Genomic DNA, 19,404 nt, shown 5'->3' with positions numbered 1-19,404 from the left:
TGCTAGCATGCGCGGAAATCGTAACCAAAAGTCCACATGCACGAGAACCCGCCCCGCATGAACGGCGACGGCACCGCCCCGGACGACGCGCGGCGCCGCTTCGACGAGCTGCTTGCCCACCTGCCGGCCGGCGTGGTCATGCACGACGCACAGGGACGGGTCGTCGCCGCCAACCCGGAAGCGCTCGTCCTGCTCGGGCGCGGCGAACACGAGGTGCTGCACGCCCAGGCCAGCGACGCCTATTGGCATTTCGTGCGCGCGGACGGCACATGCATGCCGTCGCACGAATATCCCGTCAACGAAGTGCTGCGCACGGGCGCCAAGGTGTCGAACGTCGTCGTCGGCGTCCCTCGCCCCGGCCAGGGCGACGTGCGCTGGGCGCTCTGCAATGCCTACCCCGAACGCGACGAGCAAGGCACGATCCACCGCGTCGTCGTCTGCTTCACCGACTGCACGGCCCTGAAGGGCATCGAACAATCGCTGCACAAGTCCGAGGAGCGCATGCGCCTAGCGCTGCAGGGCTCGACGGACGCGCCGTGGGACTGGGACCTCGTCACCGGCGAGATCTATTATTCGGCGCGCTGGTGGGAAATGCTCGGCTACGCGCCCGACACGCAGGCTGCCGACGCCGAGGCGTGGGTGCGCCTGACGCACCCCGAAGACCGCATCCGCGTCGTCGCCTTCCTCGACGAAGTGCTGCCCGGCCCGCGCCAGACCTACGGCACGGAATTCCGTCTGCGCCACCACGACGGCCACTACGTCCCCGTGCTGAGCCGCGGCTTCATCCTGCGCGACGCCGGCGGCAAGGCCATACGGCTGTCCGGCACCAACACCGACCTCACGGAGCGCAAGCAGACCGAGCGCCGCATCCACGAACTCGCCTATTTCGACCAGTTGACGGGCCTGCCGAACCGGCGCTTCCTGCTCGAGGAGCTGGGCCAGATCCTCGCGCGCAACGCGCGCGCGAGCCGCCACGGCGCGCTGCTGTTCCTCGACCTCGACAATTTCAAATTGCTGAACGACACGATGGGCCACGACCTGGGCGACCTGCTGCTGCGCGAAGTGGCGCGGCGGCTGCGCCGGGCGCTGCGCGAAGGCGACCACCTCGCGCGCCTGGGCGGCGACGAATTCGTGATCGTGCTGGAAAACCTGGGCGCCACCCCGGCCGACGCGATGGTGGAAGTCCATGCCGTGGGGCGCAAGGTGCTCGAGGTGCTCGCCGAACCGTTCGACCTGGCCGGGCGCCAGTGCTCCACCAGCCCCAGCATCGGCGCCACGCTGTTCGACGGCCACCCGACCGACATCGACCTGCTGCTGCGCCAGGCCGACCTCGCGATGTACCGCGCGAAGGACGAAGGCCGCAACACGCTGCGCTTCTTCGACCCCGGCATGCAGGCGGCCGTCGACCGCCAGGCCGCGCTGTCGGCCGCGCTGCGCACGGGTCTCGCGCGGCGCCAGTTCGTGCTGTATTGCCAGCCGCAGTTCGGGCACGACGGCAGCCTCGTCGGCGCGGAAGCCCTCGTGCGCTGGCAGCGCGGCGCGGACGAACTGGTCGCGCCCGGCGAATTCATCGGCGCGGCCGAATCCGGCGGCCTCATCGCGGCGCTGGGCATGGACGTCCTCGAACAGGGCTGTCACGCGCTGGCGCGCTGGGCGCGCGCCCCGAACCTGCAGGGACTGAAGCTCGCCGTGAACATCAGCGTGCACCAGCTGCGCGACCCCGATTTTCCCCAGGCCGTCGCCACCCTGCTGGCCGCGACGGGCGCCCGGGCCGACCGTCTCACCCTGGAACTGACGGAGAGCGTGTTCGCGCGCAACCCGGCCGACCTCGTCGACCGCATGCAGCAGCTGCGCGGCCTCGGCGTGCATTTCGCGCTGGACGATTTCGGCACCGGCTATTCGTCGCTGGCCTACCTGGCGCGCTTTCCGCTGGCGGCGCTGAAGATCGACCGCTCGTTCGTGCAGCACGTCGACAACGACCCGAACGCGTCGTCCATCGTCGAGGCCATCATCGCGCTCGCGCGCAAGCTACATCTCGCGACGATCGCCGAGGGCGTGGAACTGGATGCGCAGCAGGCGTTCCTGACGGCGCACGGCTGCGACGTGATGCAGGGCTATCTGCTCGGACGCCCCGTCGCGCTGGACGAATTCGAGGAACGCTACGGCCGGCCGCCCGTGCCGATGCCGGTGCAGGCGCCCCTTCAGGCCGCGAGCGGCAGCTCGACGTAGAACGTGGTGCCGATGCCCTCGGCGCTGTCGAACCAGATGGCGCCGCCCAGTTCCTCGACGATCGTCTTGCAGATCGACAGGCCGAGCCCCGTCCCGCCCTGGCGGCGCGAATCGGCGCCGTCGGCCTGGGCGAAGCGCTGGAACACGCGGGCGCGGAACGTTTCCGGAATGCCGGCGCCCTCGTCCGCCACCGCGAGGCGCGCTCGGTCGCCGCGCGCCTCGACGTGCGCGCGCACCGTCGATCCCGGCCCGGAAAACTTGATCGCGTTCGACAGCAGATTCGTCAGCACCTGCGCGAGGCGGTCGCCGTCGACGTCCACGCGCGCGCCTTCCGCGCCGGGCGCGGCGACGCACGACAGCGCGATGCCGGCCTGGCCGGCGTAGCTCTGCATCGCGGCGACGGCGTCCTCGGCGAGCGGCAGCAGCGGCAGCACTTCCCGGTCGAACACCATGGCGCCCGCATCAAGCTTCTGCAGGTCGAGCACGTCGCCGACGAGGCGCACGAGGCGTCCCGAACTCGCGTTCGCGACGTCCACGAGGCCCTTCGCGTCGGGCGGCAACTCGCCGGCCATGCCGTCGGCCAGCAGCGCGAGCGACGCGGAGATCGCCGTCAGCGGCGTGCGCAGCTCGTGCGACACGGTCGCGACGAATTCGTCCTTCATCCGCTCCATTTCCTTGCGCTCCGAGATGTCGTGCACGAAGGCGGAGAAGAACAGCCCTTCTCCCGTGCCGGCCAGGCCCAGCGTCATCTCGACGGGGATCTCGCGGCCGTCGCGCGTGAGCAGCACCCGTTCGACGCGCTGCCCCAGGATCTCCATCTCGCCCGTCTCGAGGAAGTGCGCCAGCCGCGCGCGCGAATGGGCGCGGAAGCGTTCCGGCATCACGAGGTCGGAAATGATGCAGCCGACGGCCTCGGCGCGCGTCCAGCCCAGCATCGCCTCGGCCGCCGAGTTCCAATCGAGGATGCGGCCACGCATGTCGATGCCGACGAAGGCGTCCTGCGCCGTCTCGATGATGGCGGCGATGCGTTGTTCGTTGGCGCGCACCTTGGCGAGCGCCCGTTCCAGCTCGCGCGTGCGCACGGCGACGCGCTCTTCCAGCGTCGCGTTCAAGTCTTCGAGCGCGCGCCGGCGGCGCACGAGATTCGCGACGAGCGCATTCAGCGTGTGGCCCAGCGCGCGCACTTCCGCGTAGCCGCCCCGCTGCACTTCGATGCGCACCGTTTCGCCCGCGCGCATGCGGCGCGCCGCGTCGGCCAGTTCGCCGAGCGGCCGCGTGATGTGGCGCGCGAGCCCGGCGCCCACGAGCGAGAACAGCGCGGCCAGCACGACGCCTGCGCCCAGGCCGTATTCGCGCAGGCGGCGCACGGGAGCGAACGCGTCGTCGACGTTCTGGCGCACGAGCACGGTCCAACCGAGGCCGGGGTATTCGGCATAGCCGCGGCCGCGCTGGAAGCCCACGAGGTAGCGGCGGCCGTCCGGCCACGTCTCGACGAGGTAGCCGTCCCCGCGCTGGGCGCGCGCCGCCTTCAGGCTGGGCAACGTGAGGCGCTTGCCGGCCACGTCGGGCGGCCCGAGCAGCACGTCGCCCTCGGCATCGACGATCAGCGCCTCGACCTGGCGCCGCGCCGCGATCCCGGCCATGACGGAGCGCTCGACGTCGCGCGCCCATTGCCACGACAGGTGCGCGCCAAGCACGCCGCGCGTGACGCCGTGCTCGTCGACGTACGGGAAGGCGACGTCGACGAAGCGCCAGGGCTCCGGCTGCCTGGGCAGCAGGCGCGCCAGCAGCACGGCTTCGTGCACGTCGCCCGCGTGGATGCCGCGCAGCGCATTGCGGAACCACGGGCGGTGCGACACGTCGGTCCCTTCCAGCAAGCCCTGCGCGGACACCTGCACCTTGCCGTCCAGGCCGGCGTAACCGAGCCAGCTGTAGTAGCCGAGCGTACTCTGGATGGCGTCCAGGGTGGCGCGGCGCAGCGCCGGCGGCTGGTCCTCGCCGAGCGAGCGGCGACGGGCCAGCAGGCCCACCTCGCGGTAGCGCTCGAACATGCCGCGCTCCAGCTTGTCTGACGTCTGCATCGCCAGCTCGGCGAGGCCGTGCCCGATGTTCGTCTCGACCTGCTCGGACGACTTGCGTTCGATGACCGCGGTCAGGACCAACGTCAGGACGATGGACAGCAGCACGAAGGCCAGCGCCAGCCAGGCGCCGAGGGCGCGCGGCAGCAGCCGGCGGAACGATTTCAGGGGATTCGACATGGCAAACCGACAAGGACACGTGTCCGAATGGACGCTGTTACCAGCCTAGCATAGCCACGATTCCATGCGGGAATTGTGTTGCAGTGCGTGAACACTCGCGTTACCTTTCCCGCAAAAGACAGCCCCGAGGGGGCCGACTACACGGCCATGTCGGATTTCCGGTAAACTTGCCCGTTACTTCCCTGTTTTTCAGTCATCGCACCAGGATCAGCCATGCAAGACAACGCCACCGCGCCTTCCAACCTCGTCGACTACGTGACGTCGTGCAGCTTGCCGACGCCGTGGGCGCAGTTCACCATGCATGCGTTCGTCGAGCATTCCACCGGCAAGGAGCACCTGGCGATGACCTTGGGCGACCTGTCCACGGGCGAGCCGCCGCTCGCGCGCATCCACTCGGAGTGCCTGACGGGCGACGTGATGTTCTCGCAGCGCTGCGACTGCGGCGCGCAGCTGGAATCGGCGCTGCGCCGCATCGCCGACGAAGGCCGCGGCATCCTGCTGTACCTGCGCCAGGAAGGCCGCGGCATCGGCCTCGTCAACAAGATCCGCGCCTACCGCCTGCAGGAAGCGGGCGCCGACACGGTCGAGGCGAACCTGCAACTGGGCTTCCACGCCGACGCCCGCAACTATGAACTCGTGCTGCCGATGCTGGAGCAGTTCGGCATCGAGTCCGTGCGCCTGATGACGAACAATCCGCGCAAGATCGATGCGCTGGGCAAGCTGGGCATCAAGGTCGCCGAGCGCGTGCCGCTGCTCGTCAACCGTAATGCCTACAACGACAACTACCTGAACACGAAGCAGGCCAAGCTGGGCCACATGATGACCCCGGCCACCGAAGCCGCACTCGACAGCGAAGCGTAAACCCCGCCGCAAGAGTTCTGGCAAGATGGGGGCATGCGCCTCCCGTCTGCCACCCGCGTGCTGCTTGCCGCCGCCGTCATCGGCGCCGCGGCCGTCCCGCTCGCCATCGCCGCGGGCAAGGCCGGCCAGCGCGCGGCGACACCGGCGCCGCAGCCGCCGCTCGTGATCCCCCCGGCCACGCCGCCCGCGACGACGCCGCCCGCCCCCGGCCCCGGCGAGACGGACGAGACGACCGCGCTGCCCACGCCGTCCAGCGCGGCGCAGACCCTGTATTCCGCCGCGAAGGCCGACCTGCTGCAGATCCGCATGCTGCTGAGGAACGGCCGCAGCCAGTCCAGCGTGGGCTCCGGCTTCCTCGTCGGCACGAGCGACCTCGTGCTGACCAATTACCACGTCGTGTCGCAGATGGCGCTCGACCCCGACGTCTACGTGGGCGAATACGTCGACACGGACGGCAAGAGCGGCCCCGTCGAACTCCTCGCCGTGGACGTCCTGCACGACCTGGCCGTCGTGCGCGTGAACCGCAACGGCACCGGCTTCTTCAAGGTGCCGGACAAACCCGTGAAACTCGCGCAGGGGCAATATCTGTATTCGCTCGGCAATCCGCTCGACCTCGGCTTCGCCATCTCGGAAGGCGCGTACAACGGCATCGTCACGCGCAGCTTCTACGAGCAACTGATTTTTACCGGGCCCATCAACTCGGGCATGAGCGGCGGGCCCAGCGTGACGGCGTCCGGCGTCGTGGCGGGCGTGAACGTCTCCAAGCGCCGCGACGGCGAACTGGTCAGCTTTCTCGTGCCCGTGAAGTACGCGCGGGAATTGTTGGCCAAGGCCGCGGCGCAGACCCGGCCGCCGAAGAACTTCAACCCGCTGATCGGCCAGCAGTTGCTCGCGCACCAGCGCGCGCTGATCGACCGGCTGCTGGCCGAACCGCTGTCGCTGCGCACGATGGGACCGTACCAGGTGCCCGTGCGCGAATCGCAGCAGTTGCGCTGCTGGGGCCGCTCGAATTTCCGCGCCGAGGCCGAGTACACGCTGGATGCCGTCAGCTGCGCCATGGAGGCGGCCGTGTACGTGTCGGACTCGCAGCAGACGGGCCACGTGTCGATGACGCACCAGGTGCTGCGCTCGACGTCGCTGCACCCGCTGCAATTCGCCGTGCTGGCGAGCGGCAGCTTCCGCGTCGACCGCATCGGCCCCGGCCGCGACACACGCCTCACGCGCCCCGCATGCACGGAGATGTTCGTGCAGACGGCGACCTTGCCCGTGCGCGCCGTCACGTGCGTGCGCGCCTACCGCAAGTTCGCGGGCCTGTACAACTTCACCCTGCTGGCCGCCAGCACGGACGATGCGCACGCCAGCCTGCAGAGCCGCCTCGACCTCGCCGGCGTCTCCTACGAAAACGGTGTGCGCACGACGCGCGCCTTCCTATCTGCGCTCGGGCGCAGCCGCGTGAAATGAACGGGCCCTGGTACGTCGAGCTGCTCGCCCGCAACGGCGACGTGCTGCAGCGCCACTGCGTGGACACGCTCCCCATCCGCATCGGGCGCGGCTACGCGAACGACGTGATCCTCGACGACGACTACGCGGCACCGAGCCACGCCGTCGTCGAGCCGGATGCGGACGGACGCCTCGTGCTGCGCGACCTCGGCAGCCGCAACGGCATCGTCGTGCGCGGCCGGCGCGTGCAGGACGTCGCGCTGGCCGGCGACACCGTCGCGCGCATCGGCCACACGGCGCTGCGCGTGCGCGCGGCCGACTGGCCCGTCGCGCCGGAACTCGTCGACCGCACGTTCCACGGCTGGGAAGGCGTGCCGCCGGGCGCGCTGGGCTTGCTGCTCGCGGGCGCCGTCGCGCTGCTCGCGCGCTGGCTGGCCGACGCCTCGTTGTTCGAAGGTGCACGCTACGCCGAGGCGCTGGCCGCCGGCCTCGCCGTCGCGCTGCTGTGGGGCGGCGCCTGGGCGTGCGCCAACCGCCTGTTCGCACGCCACGCGCGCCTGGGCCGCCACCTGTTCGTGTTCGGTTGCGGCATCGCGGCCCTTGCCGCCTACGTCCTGCTCGGCAGCACGCTCGCCTACGCGTTGTCCGCGGAAGCCTTTACGCACTACGCGTCGCACGTCGCCGTCGTGCTGGTGGCCGGCGCCGTCTATTTTCACTTGTGCACGATCCGGCCGCAGAACCGCATGCGCTACCGCTGGATCTGCGCCGGTCTCGCCGTGCTATGCTCGAGTTTGATCCTTGCCGGCAATATCCAGCGCACGGGGCGCGTGTCCGACGAACTGTATATGGCGGTACTGATGCCGCCAACCGTCCGAGTGAGCCCCGACCACGGGCTGGACGAATTCATGCGCGGCGTGGAAGCGATGAAGGGCCCGCTCGACCGCAGCCGCGGGCGCAAGCCGGGCGATGACGATATCGACGATTGAACGCGCGGCGTTGTCGAAAGCGGCCCGCCCCGTTCGTCGTCGGAACGGGGGCGCAGTCCGCGTCCCGCCCCACAGGAGACCAGCGATGTCCAGATTAAAAGTCCAATGCTTTTCCATTTCCCTTGACGGCTACGGCGCCGGCCCGAACCAGAGCCTGGAGAACCCGATGGGGGAACGCGGCGGCGGCTTGCACCAGTGGTTCCGCGGCACGCGCACCTTCCAGCGCATGCTGGGCAACGAATCGAAAGGCAGCGACGGCCCGGACGACGATTTCGCCGCGCGCGGCTTCGACAATATCGGCGCGTGGATCCTGGGCCGCAACATGTTCGGGCCCGTGCGCGGCCCATGGCCCGACGACAGCTGGAAAGGCTGGTGGGGCGACGAGCCGCCCTATCACTGCGACGTGTTCGTCCTCACGCACCACGCCAGAGCCCCGCTCGCCATGAAAGGCGGGACGACGTTCCACTTCGTCACGGACGGCATCGACGCGGCCCTGGCGCGCGCACGCGCGGCCGCGGACGGCAAGGACATCCGGCTGGGCGGCGGCGTATCGACCGTCCGCCAGTACCTGCAGGCCGGCCTGGTGGACGAAATGCACCTGGCCATCTCGCCCGTCCTGCTGGGCGAGGGCGAGGCGCTGCTGGCCGGGATCGACTTGCCGGCGCTCGGGTTCTCCTGCACCGAGCACGTGCCGACGGCGGCGGCCACGCACGTGGTATTGAGCCGGGGCTGAACGCTAGGTCAGCGGGATCGTCAGCCTGGCGATCTCGACCGAGCCATCCTCGTCGAAGATGGGACAGCGCTCGCCGATCTCGACGGCCTCGTTGAAATCCGCCGCCTCGACGATCGAATAGCCGCACAGCGAGCTGGCGGATTCCTTCGGCCCCAGCAGCCGACGCGGCACTTCGACGGCGCTGTGCGTGAGGCTGCCGCGGTCGATGACGCGCGAGCCCATGCTGTCGAACCATGCGGCCCAGCGCGACAGGTCGTGCCGGGTGGTGGCATCGGGGCCCGGTGTGCCGTGGTACACGAACAGGAAACGTTCCATGGCTTGCTCCTGTGATGGTTTGTTCGGCTCGACGTTAGCAGAACCGCCGCGCCGATGCCGCACCCATGCCTTTTGACAAGCCGGCAAGGATGGCCGATCATCGGCGCATGACCTTCCTACGCCGCAATGCCGTCTTCATCGTCGCCTGGATCCTGTTCTGGATCCTGATGATGCTCGTCGCCGTGCAGGACTTCATGCGCAACGAACACAGTCACGCCATCTGGAAACCGCTGCTGTGGGAAGGTTCGTCGGCGCTCGTCATCAGCGTGCTCGCCTTCGTGCAACTGCGCTGGTCGCACGCGGACGACCACCTGCTCGGCAGCCCGGCGCGCTGGTTCGCGCGCCAGGCGCGCTGGCTTCCGATGTACTGGATCGCGTTCGTGCCGCTCGCCTTCGGCATCCGCGATGCCGTGTACGCACTCGTCGGCGAAACGTATTACCACGATCCCGTGCCGCGATTGTTCCTGTACGAGTCGATGAAGATCACGATCTTCTTCGGCCTGTTCATCTCGATCCGCTTCGGCGTCCAGTCCTACCGCGCGCTGCTCGACGCGCGGCTGCGCGCGGAACGGTCGACCACCCTGCTGCGCCAGGCCCAGCTGCAACGCCTCGGCCAGCAGATGCAGCCGCACTTCCTGTTCAACGCGCTGAACACGGTGTCGTCGCTGATCTGGACGGACCCCGCGCGCGCCGACGCCACGTTGGCCCAGCTGGCCGACGTGTTGCGCGAGACGCTGGCGCTGGGCGACCGCCATGCCGCCCCGCTGGCGACCGAACTGCGCCTCGCGCGCGGGTACGCGGACGTGATGGCGGAACGCTTCGCCGACCGCGTGGACATCGCCTGGCAGGTCGACGACACCTTGCTCGACCGCGAGGTCCCGGTGATGAGCCTGCAACCGCTGCTGGAAAACGTGTTCAAGCACACCGTCGAGCGGCGCCGCGGCCAGACGCATATCGACGTGTATGCCCGGCGCGACGGCGGCGAGCTCGTGCTCGGCGTCGAGGATGACGCGGGCAAGCTGGCGGCGTCCGAGCGCCCTGGCGGCATCGGCCTGTCGAACTTGCGGGCGCGGATCCAGGCGCTGTACGGCGACGCGGCGCGGCTCGACCTGGCGCCGCGTCCGCAGGGCGGGGTGCGCGCGGAACTGAGGCTCCCGTGCTGAGGGCTGCATGCGCCTGCTGATCGTCGACGACGAGCGTCCCGCGCGCGCGAAGCTGCGGCACCTGCTCGCGCAGCAGGACGGCGTCGCGGCCGTGGAGGAAGCGGCCGACGGCATCGAGGCGCTGGACCGCATCGCCAGCTTCCGCCCGGACGCCCTGCTGCTGGATATCGAGATGCCGGAGCTGTCGGGCATCGAACTGGCCGCGTCGCTGCCGGAACCGGCGCCGCTCGTCGTGTTCGTCACGGCGTACGAGCGCTATGCGGCCCAGGCGTTCGATTTCGACGCCATCGACTACCTGCTCAAGCCCTACGACGGCGCCCGCCTCGCACGCGCGCTGGCGCGCCTGAAGAAACGGCTCGAGACACAGCCGGACGGCCGCGCCGCCGCGCTGCCGCCCGCTCCGCTCGAGCAATTGCTGGTAAGCGAACGCGGCGTCACGCGCGTCGTGCGCGTCGCGGACATCCAGTGGATCGAGACGGCCGACAACTACGTCGTGCTGCACACGGCCACCGGCAGCCCAATGCTGCGCCAGACGCTGGCCGGGCTCGTCGACCGGCTCGGCAGCGGTTTCGTACGCTGCCACCGGCGCGCCGCGGTGGCCGTACCGTGGATCGAGCAGGTCGTCACCCTGGACAAGGGCGACGGCGAGCTGCTGCTGCGCGGCGGCGCACGCGTACCGTGCAGCCGCCAGTACCGCGCCGACGTGCTGGCGCGGTTGTGACCTTCAGCCTTCCAGCGCCGCCAGCAACCGCGTGCCGACGGGCGCGCCCCAGCCCGTGCACGCATCCCAGCCGGCCTTCGCCGCATAGCCGCCGTTGTCGCCGCTCGTGACGTCGCGCATGGCGCCGCTGCCCGCCAGCGGCCCGTACAGCAGCGGGTTGAGCCAGCCGACCGGTTGCGCCAGCTTCTGGTTCAACAGCGCGACAAGGCCCGCCCACAGCGGAGCGACGGCGCTCGTGCCGCCGATCGTGTACGTCATGAAGTCGACGCGCACGCGGTAGCCCGTCGCCGGCGATGCGTTGCCCGCCACGTCCGGCACACCGCGGCCGACGCGCCCGCCCGGGTTCACGGACGCGGACACACCGGCGCCCGCCTGCCACGACGGCAGGTCGAACACGTCGCTGACGCCGCCGCCCGTCGCGCTGCTCGTCGGGTCGTCGTTCCACACGGTCTCGCTGGTGATCGTCGTGCCGGTGGCCGTCAGGCGCGTACCGCCGCAGCCCAGCACGTGCGGGCTCGACGCGGGGAAGTCGGCGTGCGCGCGGCCGTCGGGCGTGCCGTTGTCCGGGTTCTGGTCGCCGGCGCCCGCGTCGCCCGCCGCGCAGCACACCGTCACGCCCAGCGCCGCGGCGGCCTGGAATGCGCCGTCCATCGCGGCGAGGCCCTGTTCCGTCCAGTCCGATTCCGGCGCGCCCCAGCTGATCGAGATCACGGACGGTTTGTTCACGTCGTCGTGGACGGCGGCGGCGATCGCGTCGACGAAGCCCTGCTCGCTGTTCGGCGCGAAGTACACGGCGATGTGCGCCTTCGGGGCGACGGCACCCGCCACTTCGATGTCGAGCATGACCTCGGCATCCGCGCTCCACGGCAGCGACGGGCTGTTCTTGCCGCCGTCGACGGACACCGCAGTGACGCTGGGCGCCTGCATGCCCAGGCTCTTGAAATACGCCTTCAGGTCCGTCGTGCGGTAGCCGCCGCCCAGTTCGATGATGGCGATGCACTGGCCGCTGCCGTCCAGGCCGGGCGGGAAATCGTACAGGTGCGCCATGTCGACGCCGGTGTAGCCGCCCGCCGCCTGCGCTTCCGGCATGGCGCCGGCCGGCATCGACGCCACCAGCGCCGCCTGCGCCGAGTCTCGCGAAAACTTGAAGTGCGGCCGCGCGATGGGCACGTCCTCGATGCCGAACACGCCTTCGACGATGCCGTCCAGCTCGGGCGGCACGTGCACGGGCGCCGTGCGGCGGCGCGAGATGCCGGCGCTGTGCTCGACCCGCTCGATCGCCGTGCCGAACGCGGCCGCCATCTGGCCCGCCGTACCGGACAGCACGATGCTGCGTGCGGCAGGCCGGCGTTCGACGACGACGAAGCCGGACCGCTGCGCGAACGCGGCGACGGCGTCGAGGTCGGCATCGCTGGCGCCGTGGCGCGCGGCGAACTCGGCGCGCGTGAGGTAGCTGCGGCCGCCGCCCTGCGCATGGGGCGCCAGCAGATCGGCCGACAGCGACGCGCGGCGGCGCACGAGAACGGTGACGTCGAAGCGTTCGTCGGCCGGCGCCGGTCCGAGCGACCGCATGTCGGCACTTAGGGGGGGCACGCTGCCCTGGAGTTTGACCATGATTCACCTCACTGGAAGATGGCCGGCGTCGAACCGGACCGGGGTTCGTCAATACGGATGTCGAACGGCGACGGCACCGCGCTTGCCGCTCACCATCTATCAGTGTGCGCGCCCCGTCGACGCGCCTATTGATTGGCGCTAACCATGCCTGCGGGAAGGCGGTTTCGTACTACAATGCCAACGCTACCGTGAGCGCTAACATTTCCAGCCCGCGGCGGACTGTTCCAGACCAAACAACAAGAAGGAGACGTGATGTTCAACAAGAATCGGCGTGGCGTGGTTCTCGCCGCCGGCGGTGCGCTGGCGGCGGGTGCGATGGGCGACCTGGCATGGGCGGCCCCGCCGGACCGCAAGCTGGGGTATGCGATCGTGGGCCTGGGCTCGTACGGCCTGGGCGTCATCATCCCGCAATTCAAGAACTGCAAGAACAGCCGCCTCGTCGCGCTCGTCAGCGGCGATGCGGCCAAGGCGAAGCGGGTGGCGCAGGAATACGGTGTCCCGGACAAGAACATCTACCACTACGACAATTACGACGAGATCCGCAACAACCCTGACATCGACATCGTCTACGTCTGCCTGCCCGTAGCTATGCACGCCGAGTACACGATCCGCGCCGCCAAGGCCGGCAAGCACGTGCTGTGCGAAAAGCCGATGGCCGTGTCGTCGGCCGAGTGCGAGGCGATGATCGCCGCCTGCCGCCAGGCCGGCAAGAAGCTCATGATCGGCTACCGCTGCCACTTCGAGCCGTACAACCTGGAAGCCGTCCGCCTCGCGCGCGCGGGCGCGATCGGCAAGCTGCGCTACTTCCGCTCCGAGCACGGGTTCACGTTCAACGATCCGAATGCCTGGCGCCTGAAGAAGGCATTGGCGGGCGGCGGGTCGATGATGGACATCGGCATCTACGCCCTCAACGCGGCCCGCTACATGACGGGCGAGGAGCCGGTCGCCGTGTACGCCCAGGAAACGACGGACCGCAACGATCCGCGCTTTCGCGAAGTGGAGGACAGGATCGGCTTCCAGCTGGAATTCCCGTCCGGCGTGATCGGCTCGTGCATGTCGATGTACAGCGCCAACCAGAACCACATCCTGCTGATGGGCGACAAGGGCCGCATCGAGATGGAACCGGCGACCGGCTACTACGGCAACCGGATGTGGATCGGCAATGGCCGCGAGAAGGAAGTCACGCCGCCGCCCGGCCCCGGCGCCACGCAATGGGCGGGCCAGCTCGATCACATGGCGCAATGCGTGCTGCACGACCGCGAACCGATCGTCGGCGGCGAGGAAGGCTTGCGCGACCTGAGCATCATCGAGGGGATCTACCGCTCGGCGCGCGAAAAAAAGCGCGTCGTGCTCAAGGCCTGATTCAGTAAGGCGATCCCGTGACGCCGAGCCGGACCTGCCAGATGGCGCCGGCGCCCGTCAGGTACAGCGTCGTGCCGTCCGCGCCGCCGAACGCGGCGTTCGTGACGTTGGCGTCCGTGCGGATCGTCGCCAGCTCCCTGCCCTGCGGCGTGAACACGCGCACGCGCCTGGCCGTGTGCTCGGCCACGTAGAGATTGCCGTGGCAATCGACGGCCATGCCGTCCGGGATCTCCAGCCCGCGCACGATGTCCTTCCCTGCCCCCGGCACGCCATCGACGATCGGGTAGGCGCGCAACATGCCGTCGCCCGCGTTCACGTACAGCACGTCGCCGGCCGGCGACAGCGAGACGCCGTTCGGATTCGGCCGGCTGCCGTCGACGAGGGTCACCGTCCCGTCCGTGCCCACGCGGTACACGCCCGTGACGGGCTGGCCGCCGGGCGCCGCCGTCTTCTGGAAATCCGGATCCGTGAAATACATCGTCCCGTCCTTGGCGATGGCGACGTCGTTCGGCGAATTGAACACGGCGCCGTGGTACGTGCCTGCGAGCGTGGCGCGCTGGCCGTCCGCGAGCGCATAGCGCGACAGGGCCTTGTACTTGTGCGTGGCCGCGACGAGGTCGCCGTGCGCGTCGACGGCGAGACCATTGCTGCCGCTGTCCTCGATGACCGTCGTCACGCGGCCGTCCAGATCCAGCTTGCGGACGCGCGACGGGTAGCCGGGCACGAGGCTGAAATCGGAAAAATACAGCGCATCCTTGATCCACACGGGCCCCTCGTACAAACCGGACTCGCTGCGCGACGGTTGCACTGCCGCGACGCGCTCCGCGCGCAGCTCGCCGGACGGGGCCGGGCCGCAGGCGGGTGCCGCGTGGACGGCGGCCCCGTGCAACAGCGCGAGCAGGGTGACGATGCGGAGACGGCGGACTGGGTTGGGCATGCGAGGTCTTTCGTTCGATGGTTGGAGAAATTGATTGTAGCGCAATGTGGCATACATACAACGCATGAATCGGCCGTAATGTTATTGCCGTACAGAAATGTTTATAGTCGAGTTCGATTCTCGATACCCACAGGAGACATTCCATGCTGAAGCGGTCCCATATTCCCTCTTACCTCGTCCTCGCGGCCATGGCCGCCGCCGTCCTCTCTGCCTGTGGCGGCGGCGGAGGGGGCAGCAGCGCGACGTCCACACCGGTCGCCACGGCACCGACGCCGGCGCCGGTCACGGCCGGCGTCTCGACGGTCGCCGGCACGGTGACGGGCTTCGGCAGCGTGATCGTGGACGGCGTGCGCATCGACGATTCCACCGTCGCTGCCGGCAAGGAACTGGACGACGGCACCGTGCAGCACGTGGAATTGAAACTGGGCCAGCACGTCGAGGTCCAGCATGACGGCCAACTCGTCGCGACGCTGGTGCGCGTCGTCGCCGAAGTCGAAGGCGCCGTGTCCGCGGTCGATACGACGGCCGGCACGCTGACCGTGGCCGGCCAGACGGTCGCCGTGAACACGGACGCAACGGCGGGCCCCGTGACGATCCTCGAAGGCTATGCATCGCTGTCGGCCGTACAAGTGGGCGACCGCATCGAGGTGCATGGCATCGCGAAGACGGATGCAACGGGCAAGGCGACGGTGCAGGCCACGCGCATCGAAAAGGCGGGCGCGACGGCCGACACCGCGGACCACGTCGACGGCCTCGTGGCCAATCTGTCGACGTCGGCCCACACGTTCCAGGTCGGCAGCCTGCTCGTCGATTACGGCACGGCCAAGGTGCTGCCGGCCGGCGCCACGCTCGCGAACGGCGTCGGCGTGCACCTGGCCATTCCGCTCGGCACGGTGGCCGCCGGCACCGCGGTGAAGGCGACCGTCGTCAAGGTGCGCGACCACAAGGCGGAAGCCGGTGCGAAGGATTCCGAGCTGGGCGGCGCCATCTCGGCAGTCGACGCGGGCGCGAAGACTATCACCATCAACGGCGTCAAGGTCGACCTGTCCAGCGCCACGTACGACCAGGCCGGCAAGTCGTTTGCGGACCTGAAGGTCAATGGCTATGTCGTGGTGAAAGGTTCGTACGGCACCGACGGCACGCTGAAGGCCACGACCGTCGTGCTGCGCGGCGCCGAGCAGAGCAAGGACAAGCAGGTCGAGCTGCACGGCAGCGTGGCCAACTTCGTGTCGGCGGCGAGCTTCACCGTGCGCGACGTGCAGGTCGATGCGACGGGCCTGACGCTCGATGCCGCGACCTGCGGCACCGCCCAGCTCGCGAACACCTTGCAGGTCGAGGTGACGGGCGTGCTGAGTGCAACCGGCCAGGTCAAGGCGAGCGCCATCACGTGCGAAAAAGCGGGTGACGCGCACGCGATCCTGGCGCGCGTCGGCACCGCGAGCAAGGTCGACACGACGGCGAAAACCTTCGCCTTGACGACGGAGAAGGAAACGCTCAACGTCCAGTGGAGCGATGTGACGCTGTTCCGCGACGCCACCGCCGACGCGCTCGCCGGCAAGAAGCTGGAAGTCCAAGGCACGAACAGCGGCGGTGTGCTGCACGCCATCAAGATCGTCGGCCAGCACGACTGACGTTCAGCCATCCGCTGCGGCAGGCGTCTCCCACGTGTCGACATACATCATGGCCGATACCGGGTGGCGCTTGTCCCAGCCTTCCGCCTCGAGCATGGGCGCGGGATAGAACTCGGCCACGTGCCCCACGCACAACACCGCGATGGGCTCGCTGCCGTCGGGCATCTTGCACAGCGCGCGGATGCGCTCGGGATCGAACAGCGACACCCACCCCACCCCGATGCCTTCGGCACGCGCCGCGAGCCAGAAGTTCTGGATCGCGCACGATGCCGACGCCAGGTCCATGTGCGGCATCGTGCGCCGCCCGAACACGTACGGCTCGCGCTTGTCCATCAGCGCGACGACGACCACTTCCGCACACTCGAGGATGCCCTCGACCTTCAGGCGCATGAAGTCCGCCGAGCGTTGGCCGAGCGCGTTCGCGGTGCGCACGCGCTCCTCCTCGACGCCTGCGTGGATACGGCGGCGCAGGTCGCGGTCGGCGATCCGGATGAACCGCCAGGGCTGCATGAGCCCCACGCTGGGCGCCTGGTGCGCCGCCGTGACGAACCGTTCCAGCTGGCCAGGCTCGAGCGGCGTCGACAGGAAATGGCGCATGTCGCGCCGCGTGCGGATGGCGCGGTAGACGCCGTCGATTTCGGACGGCGGGAAGGCATGGGGATTCATGGTCGTGACGGGGAACGGTTGAGTCGGCGGTTGTACGGGATGCGCAGTGTACGGGACGGCCTGCGCGCGCGGCAAGCCCGCCGGCTCAGGCCGCGACACCCGCGTCGCGCAAGGCCGCGCGCACGTGCTCCAGGTGTGCGCCAGCCGTCGCGCGGCCATCCTTTGCATCTTGCAGCGCCATGTGCCAGTAGCCGACGACGGCCCGCAACTGGTCCGCATCGTTCGTGCGCTCGATCCGCGCGACGACCTCCGCGGCGAGGAGGCCCAGGTGGGCTTGCGCCGTTTGCACCATGTAGCGCTTGACTTGGGCGACGTGCGCGTCGTGCTCGCCGGGCGGCGTCGCTGGCGCCGTCTGCGGCTGCGGCGCGGGAATGCCGCCATCCGCCGCACGGGGCTCGATCAAGTCCAGCACCAGCAATTGCCCGACGATGTCCGCTACCTGCCCCGCCGGCATCAGCGGCGCCAGCGCGCCACACGGCTTGTGGCCGTCGAGGAGGATGAGGACCGTGCGCTGGCGGCCGTTCAGGCCCATGCCGCGCGACGCGACTTCGCTGCGGCCTTTCGCAGTCTTGGCATACACGACGTCGTGCAACGCGGCGGTGCGGCTGGCGGATTCGAGGGACATGGCGGACCTGCGGACGGGAACGAAATAATTCTACGAAGCAATTATTACGTAGGCGTGTCAACGGCCTCCGGCCACGACCGTCCGGCTCGCCCCACTCCGCTCGCGCGGGCGCGGGGCCGGTCCTAGTCTGGCGTTGTTCCGTCATCGATCAACCACGGACGCCCGCCATGACCACTCTCCGCACGCACGCCTCACCGCTGCGGCACCGCTGCCGCGCTATCACTTCCTCGACTGGGTGCGCATCATCGCATTCTTCCCGCTATCGATTACGGGTGCAAATGTGCACAGCGTTCTCTTCCTGCCCCGAGCCGTCCTGCTGACCGTGCTCGTGCCTGACAGGCGTCACTTCCCCGCCTCCCACCGGCCCGGGACCGGCGGCAGCGCCGTGCGCGCCGCGGGGGCGCCGGTGGCGAGCCGTTGCAGGTTGATGGCGGCGTTCACGTCGCGGTCGTGCTGCGCGCCGCAGCCGGCGCAGGTCCAGGTGCGCTCGCCCAGCGCCAGCACCCCGTTGCGGATACCGCAGCCCGAACACAGTTTGCTGGACGGGTACCAGCGCTCGGCCAGCACGATGTGCGTGCCGTAGCGAGCGGCCTTGTACTGCAGCTGGCGGCGCAATTCGTACAACCCGACGTCGGCGATCGCGCGCGCCAGGCGCGCATTGGCCAGCATGCCGCGCACGTTCAGATCCTCGATCACCACCGTTTGGTTCTCGCGGCAGAGGCGCGTCGTGAGCTTGTGCGTGAAGTCGCGGCGCACGCGCGCGATGCGTGCCTGCAGCCGCGCCAGGGCCAGCGCGCCCTTGGTCAGGTTCGTCGATGCATGCAAACGCATGCCCTTGGCGATACGGCCAACGATCCCGGCCGCTGCCCTGGCGGCCTGCGGCTTCGCCCCCCTGCACCTGGACCGCGACGGCCCCGCCCGGCGCTACCTGACCGGGGCCATCCTCGCCGTCTACATCCTGCATTAGACGCTGATCGTCGTGCTGGCCCATGCGCTCAAGCCCTCGGATCGCGCGCCGGGCCTCGAAGCCGCGCTCCCCGTCGTGCTCGTGACGGTGGGCGGCTTCACTGGCTTCGAGATCGTGCGCCGCATGCCGGTGCTGCGCCCTTGTTCGGCCTCGGCCCGCGCGCGACGGTGGCTCCGGCGGCCGCGCATGCCCGGCCGCGCCGACCGTCGGAGCGTCGGCCGGCGCCGAGCCCGCTTGACCGGCTGCGCCAGCCTCAGTGCGTGGTGGCGGATCGCTGCTGCCCGCCCTGCCCCGCCGCCGGCTGGCCGCCCGGCGGCATGTGCTGCCGGGACGCGCCTTGCGGCTGGGCAGCGCCATTACCGCCCCGCGCGAACGGATCGGTGAACTGACGCGCGGTTTCCTCCTGGGCGCGCAGGCCGCGCTCCGTCTGCTCCGTCGCGTCGCGCGCCACCTCGTCGGCCAGGGCGCGCGCGGTGCGGGAGGTGTTCTGCACGTGCTGCTCCGCCACGCGCGCCAGCTCGACCTGGGCGTCGGCCGCCAGGCGTGCGATGTGCTGCTGGTAGGCGCGCAGCTTGTCCGCCGTGGGCTGCGCGCGCGACGCGGCGGCGCTCAGCAGCTCGGACTGGCGGTCCGCGCTCAGCACCTGCTTGCTCGCCAACGTCGTTTCCTCCAGCATCGTCTGCACCAGCTGGATGTTCAGGTCGCACATCTGCTGGAACGATGCGAACAGCGACTTCGACATGTCGTTCAGGAATGCGGCCTGCGCATCGATGTGGGATTTCACTGCTGGAGCTATCGCCTGTGGAAATGGATACATGGTTAGCCTCGCAAAAATAGGGGGTGAACGGCCCGCCGCATGCGCCGCGGCACGGAGCTCCAAGACTACGGTGGCAGGG

Annotated in this window: 18 protein-coding genes; 10 read left to right on the top strand and 8 right to left on the bottom strand. The window is 69.6% G+C overall.

Annotated features, from left to right (window positions below; all coding sequences use genetic code 11):
• Positions 1–36 precede the first annotated feature (36 nt).
• Entirely contained in the window at positions 37–2,229 is a 2,193-nt protein-coding gene (locus HAV22_RS10170) for a sensor domain-containing protein (protein ID WP_229421172.1), read from the top strand.
• On the opposite strand, the gene HAV22_RS10165 is transcribed toward HAV22_RS10170, so the two are convergent.
• Positions 2,202–4,487 (bottom strand): ATP-binding protein, encoded by a 2,286-nt coding sequence (locus HAV22_RS10165; RefSeq protein WP_166858976.1) that lies wholly within the window; start codon positions 4,485–4,487, stop codon positions 2,202–2,204. The genes HAV22_RS10170 and HAV22_RS10165 overlap by 28 nt on opposite strands.
• A 213-nt stretch (positions 4,488–4,700) precedes the next feature.
• On the opposite strand from HAV22_RS10165, the gene ribA reads away from it, so the two are divergent.
• The 4 genes from ribA (at position 4,701) to HAV22_RS10145 (ending at position 8,507) form a co-directional block, all read left to right on the top strand.
• Complete coding sequence (gene ribA / locus HAV22_RS10160) at positions 4,701–5,348, top strand: GTP cyclohydrolase II (RefSeq protein WP_166858975.1); 648 nt, start codon at positions 4,701–4,703, stop codon at positions 5,346–5,348.
• 33 nt (positions 5,349–5,381) lie between these two features.
• Positions 5,382–6,809 (top strand): S1 family peptidase, encoded by a 1,428-nt coding sequence (locus tag HAV22_RS10155; RefSeq protein ID WP_166858974.1) that lies wholly within the window; start codon positions 5,382–5,384, stop codon positions 6,807–6,809.
• A complete protein-coding gene (locus tag HAV22_RS10150) occupies positions 6,806–7,774 on the top strand; it encodes an FHA domain-containing protein (RefSeq protein ID WP_166858973.1) in 969 nt (322 codons plus the stop codon). Before HAV22_RS10155 ends, HAV22_RS10150 begins: the two co-directional genes overlap by 4 nt.
• Positions 7,775–7,859: 85 nt before the next feature.
• Entirely contained in the window at positions 7,860–8,507 is a 648-nt protein-coding gene (locus HAV22_RS10145; protein WP_166858972.1) for a dihydrofolate reductase family protein, read from the top strand.
• 3 nt (positions 8,508–8,510) lie between these two features.
• Here the strand turns inward: HAV22_RS10145 and HAV22_RS10140 are convergent, their stop codons facing one another.
• Positions 8,511–8,822 carry a YciI family protein gene (locus HAV22_RS10140; RefSeq protein WP_166858971.1) on the bottom strand — a complete coding sequence of 104 codons (312 nt, stop codon included), beginning with the start codon at positions 8,820–8,822 and terminating at the stop codon, positions 8,511–8,513.
• 107 nt (positions 8,823–8,929) lie between these two features.
• Here HAV22_RS10140 and HAV22_RS10135 point away from each other — a divergent pair, with 107 nt between their 5' ends.
• Together HAV22_RS10135 and HAV22_RS10130 are read left to right on the top strand one after the other, a co-directional pair.
• Entirely contained in the window at positions 8,930–9,985 is a 1,056-nt protein-coding gene (locus tag HAV22_RS10135) for a sensor histidine kinase (RefSeq protein WP_166858970.1), read from the top strand.
• A 7-nt stretch (positions 9,986–9,992) separates the two neighbouring features.
• The gene (locus HAV22_RS10130; RefSeq protein WP_166858969.1) at positions 9,993–10,706 is read left to right on the top strand and encodes a LytR/AlgR family response regulator transcription factor; all 714 of its coding nucleotides are present in this window, start codon (positions 9,993–9,995) and stop codon (positions 10,704–10,706) included.
• A gap of 3 nt (positions 10,707–10,709) precedes the next feature.
• On the opposite strand, the gene HAV22_RS10125 is transcribed toward HAV22_RS10130, so the two are convergent.
• Positions 10,710–12,320, bottom strand: a complete 1,611-nt coding sequence (locus HAV22_RS10125; RefSeq protein WP_166858968.1) for a S53 family peptidase — start codon at positions 12,318–12,320, stop codon at positions 10,710–10,712.
• 252 nt (positions 12,321–12,572) lie between these two features.
• Here HAV22_RS10125 and HAV22_RS10120 point away from each other — a divergent pair, with 252 nt between their 5' ends.
• Positions 12,573–13,682, top strand: coding sequence for a Gfo/Idh/MocA family protein (locus tag HAV22_RS10120; RefSeq protein ID WP_166858967.1), 1,110 nt, complete (start codon positions 12,573–12,575; stop codon positions 13,680–13,682).
• Position 13,683: 1 nt separating this feature from the next.
• Here the strand turns inward: HAV22_RS10120 and HAV22_RS10115 are convergent, their stop codons facing one another.
• Positions 13,684–14,619, bottom strand: coding sequence for an SMP-30/gluconolactonase/LRE family protein (locus HAV22_RS10115; protein WP_166858966.1), 936 nt, complete (start codon positions 14,617–14,619; stop codon positions 13,684–13,686).
• 143 nt (positions 14,620–14,762) lie between these two features.
• On the opposite strand from HAV22_RS10115, the gene HAV22_RS10110 reads away from it, so the two are divergent.
• A complete protein-coding gene (locus HAV22_RS10110) occupies positions 14,763–16,250 on the top strand; it encodes a DUF5666 domain-containing protein (protein WP_166858965.1) in 1,488 nt (495 codons plus the stop codon).
• A gap of 3 nt (positions 16,251–16,253) precedes the next feature.
• Here HAV22_RS10110 and bluB read toward each other — a convergent pair whose 3' ends face one another.
• The 3 genes from bluB to HAV22_RS10095 all read right to left on the bottom strand — a co-directional run bounded on the left by bluB (position 16,254) and on the right by HAV22_RS10095 (position 18,372).
• Entirely contained in the window at positions 16,254–16,916 is a 663-nt protein-coding gene (gene bluB / locus HAV22_RS10105; RefSeq protein WP_166858964.1) for a 5,6-dimethylbenzimidazole synthase, read from the bottom strand.
• Positions 16,917–17,001: 85 nt separating this feature from the next.
• On the bottom strand, positions 17,002–17,541 hold the full coding sequence (locus HAV22_RS10100; RefSeq protein ID WP_166858963.1) for a hypothetical protein: 540 nt from the start codon (positions 17,539–17,541) through the stop codon (positions 17,002–17,004).
• A gap of 342 nt (positions 17,542–17,883) precedes the next feature.
• Positions 17,884–18,372, bottom strand: coding sequence for an RNA-guided endonuclease InsQ/TnpB family protein (locus HAV22_RS10095; protein WP_229421171.1), 489 nt, complete (start codon positions 18,370–18,372; stop codon positions 17,884–17,886).
• 4 nt (positions 18,373–18,376) lie between these two features.
• Here HAV22_RS10095 and HAV22_RS31505 point away from each other — a divergent pair, with 4 nt between their 5' ends.
• Entirely contained in the window at positions 18,377–18,508 is a 132-nt protein-coding gene (locus HAV22_RS31505) for a hypothetical protein (protein WP_267874759.1), read from the top strand.
• 253 nt (positions 18,509–18,761) lie between these two features.
• Here the strand turns inward: HAV22_RS31505 and HAV22_RS10090 are convergent, their stop codons facing one another.
• Complete coding sequence (locus tag HAV22_RS10090; RefSeq protein ID WP_371869595.1) at positions 18,762–19,292, bottom strand: phasin family protein; 531 nt, start codon at positions 19,290–19,292, stop codon at positions 18,762–18,764.
• Positions 19,293–19,404 lie beyond the last annotated feature (112 nt).

It is taken from the genome of Telluria antibiotica (genome assembly GCF_011682055.1).
GTDB classification, from domain to species: domain Bacteria; phylum Pseudomonadota; class Gammaproteobacteria; order Burkholderiales; family Burkholderiaceae_D; genus Telluria; species Telluria antibiotica.
The sequence above is the reverse complement of the archived record's forward strand: the minus strand, read 5'-3'. Positions and strand labels throughout refer to the sequence as shown.

What these genes read in the sequence shown, in the direction of transcription:
- HAV22_RS10155 (WP_166858974.1), top strand. Translation starts at nt 5,382, where the DNA reads ATGCGCCTCCCGTCTGCCACCCGCGTGCTGCTTGCCGCCGCCGTCATC.
- HAV22_RS10170 (WP_229421172.1), top strand. Translation starts at nt 37, where the DNA reads ATGCACGAGAACCCGCCCCGCATGAACGGCGACGGCACCGCCCCGGAC.
- HAV22_RS10130 (WP_166858969.1), top strand. Translation starts at nt 9,993, where the DNA reads ATGCGCCTGCTGATCGTCGACGACGAGCGTCCCGCGCGCGCGAAGCTG.
- HAV22_RS10125 (WP_166858968.1), bottom strand. Translation starts at nt 12,320, where the DNA reads ATGGTCAAACTCCAGGGCAGCGTGCCCCCCCTAAGTGCCGACATGCGG.
- HAV22_RS10145 (WP_166858972.1), top strand. Translation starts at nt 7,860, where the DNA reads ATGTCCAGATTAAAAGTCCAATGCTTTTCCATTTCCCTTGACGGCTAC.
- HAV22_RS10135 (WP_166858970.1), top strand. Translation starts at nt 8,930, where the DNA reads ATGACCTTCCTACGCCGCAATGCCGTCTTCATCGTCGCCTGGATCCTG.
- HAV22_RS10115 (WP_166858966.1), bottom strand. Translation starts at nt 14,619, where the DNA reads ATGCCCAACCCAGTCCGCCGTCTCCGCATCGTCACCCTGCTCGCGCTG.
- HAV22_RS10100 (WP_166858963.1), bottom strand. Translation starts at nt 17,541, where the DNA reads ATGTCCCTCGAATCCGCCAGCCGCACCGCCGCGTTGCACGACGTCGTG.
- HAV22_RS10120 (WP_166858967.1), top strand. Translation starts at nt 12,573, where the DNA reads ATGTTCAACAAGAATCGGCGTGGCGTGGTTCTCGCCGCCGGCGGTGCG.
- HAV22_RS10165 (WP_166858976.1), bottom strand. Translation starts at nt 4,487, where the DNA reads ATGTCGAATCCCCTGAAATCGTTCCGCCGGCTGCTGCCGCGCGCCCTC.
- HAV22_RS10140 (WP_166858971.1), bottom strand. Translation starts at nt 8,822, where the DNA reads ATGGAACGTTTCCTGTTCGTGTACCACGGCACACCGGGCCCCGATGCC.
- HAV22_RS10110 (WP_166858965.1), top strand. Translation starts at nt 14,763, where the DNA reads ATGCTGAAGCGGTCCCATATTCCCTCTTACCTCGTCCTCGCGGCCATG.
- ribA (WP_166858975.1), top strand. Translation starts at nt 4,701, where the DNA reads ATGCAAGACAACGCCACCGCGCCTTCCAACCTCGTCGACTACGTGACG.
- HAV22_RS10150 (WP_166858973.1), top strand. Translation starts at nt 6,806, where the DNA reads ATGAACGGGCCCTGGTACGTCGAGCTGCTCGCCCGCAACGGCGACGTG.
- bluB (WP_166858964.1), bottom strand. Translation starts at nt 16,916, where the DNA reads ATGAATCCCCATGCCTTCCCGCCGTCCGAAATCGACGGCGTCTACCGC.
- HAV22_RS10095 (WP_229421171.1), bottom strand. Translation starts at nt 18,372, where the DNA reads ATGCGTTTGCATGCATCGACGAACCTGACCAAGGGCGCGCTGGCCCTG.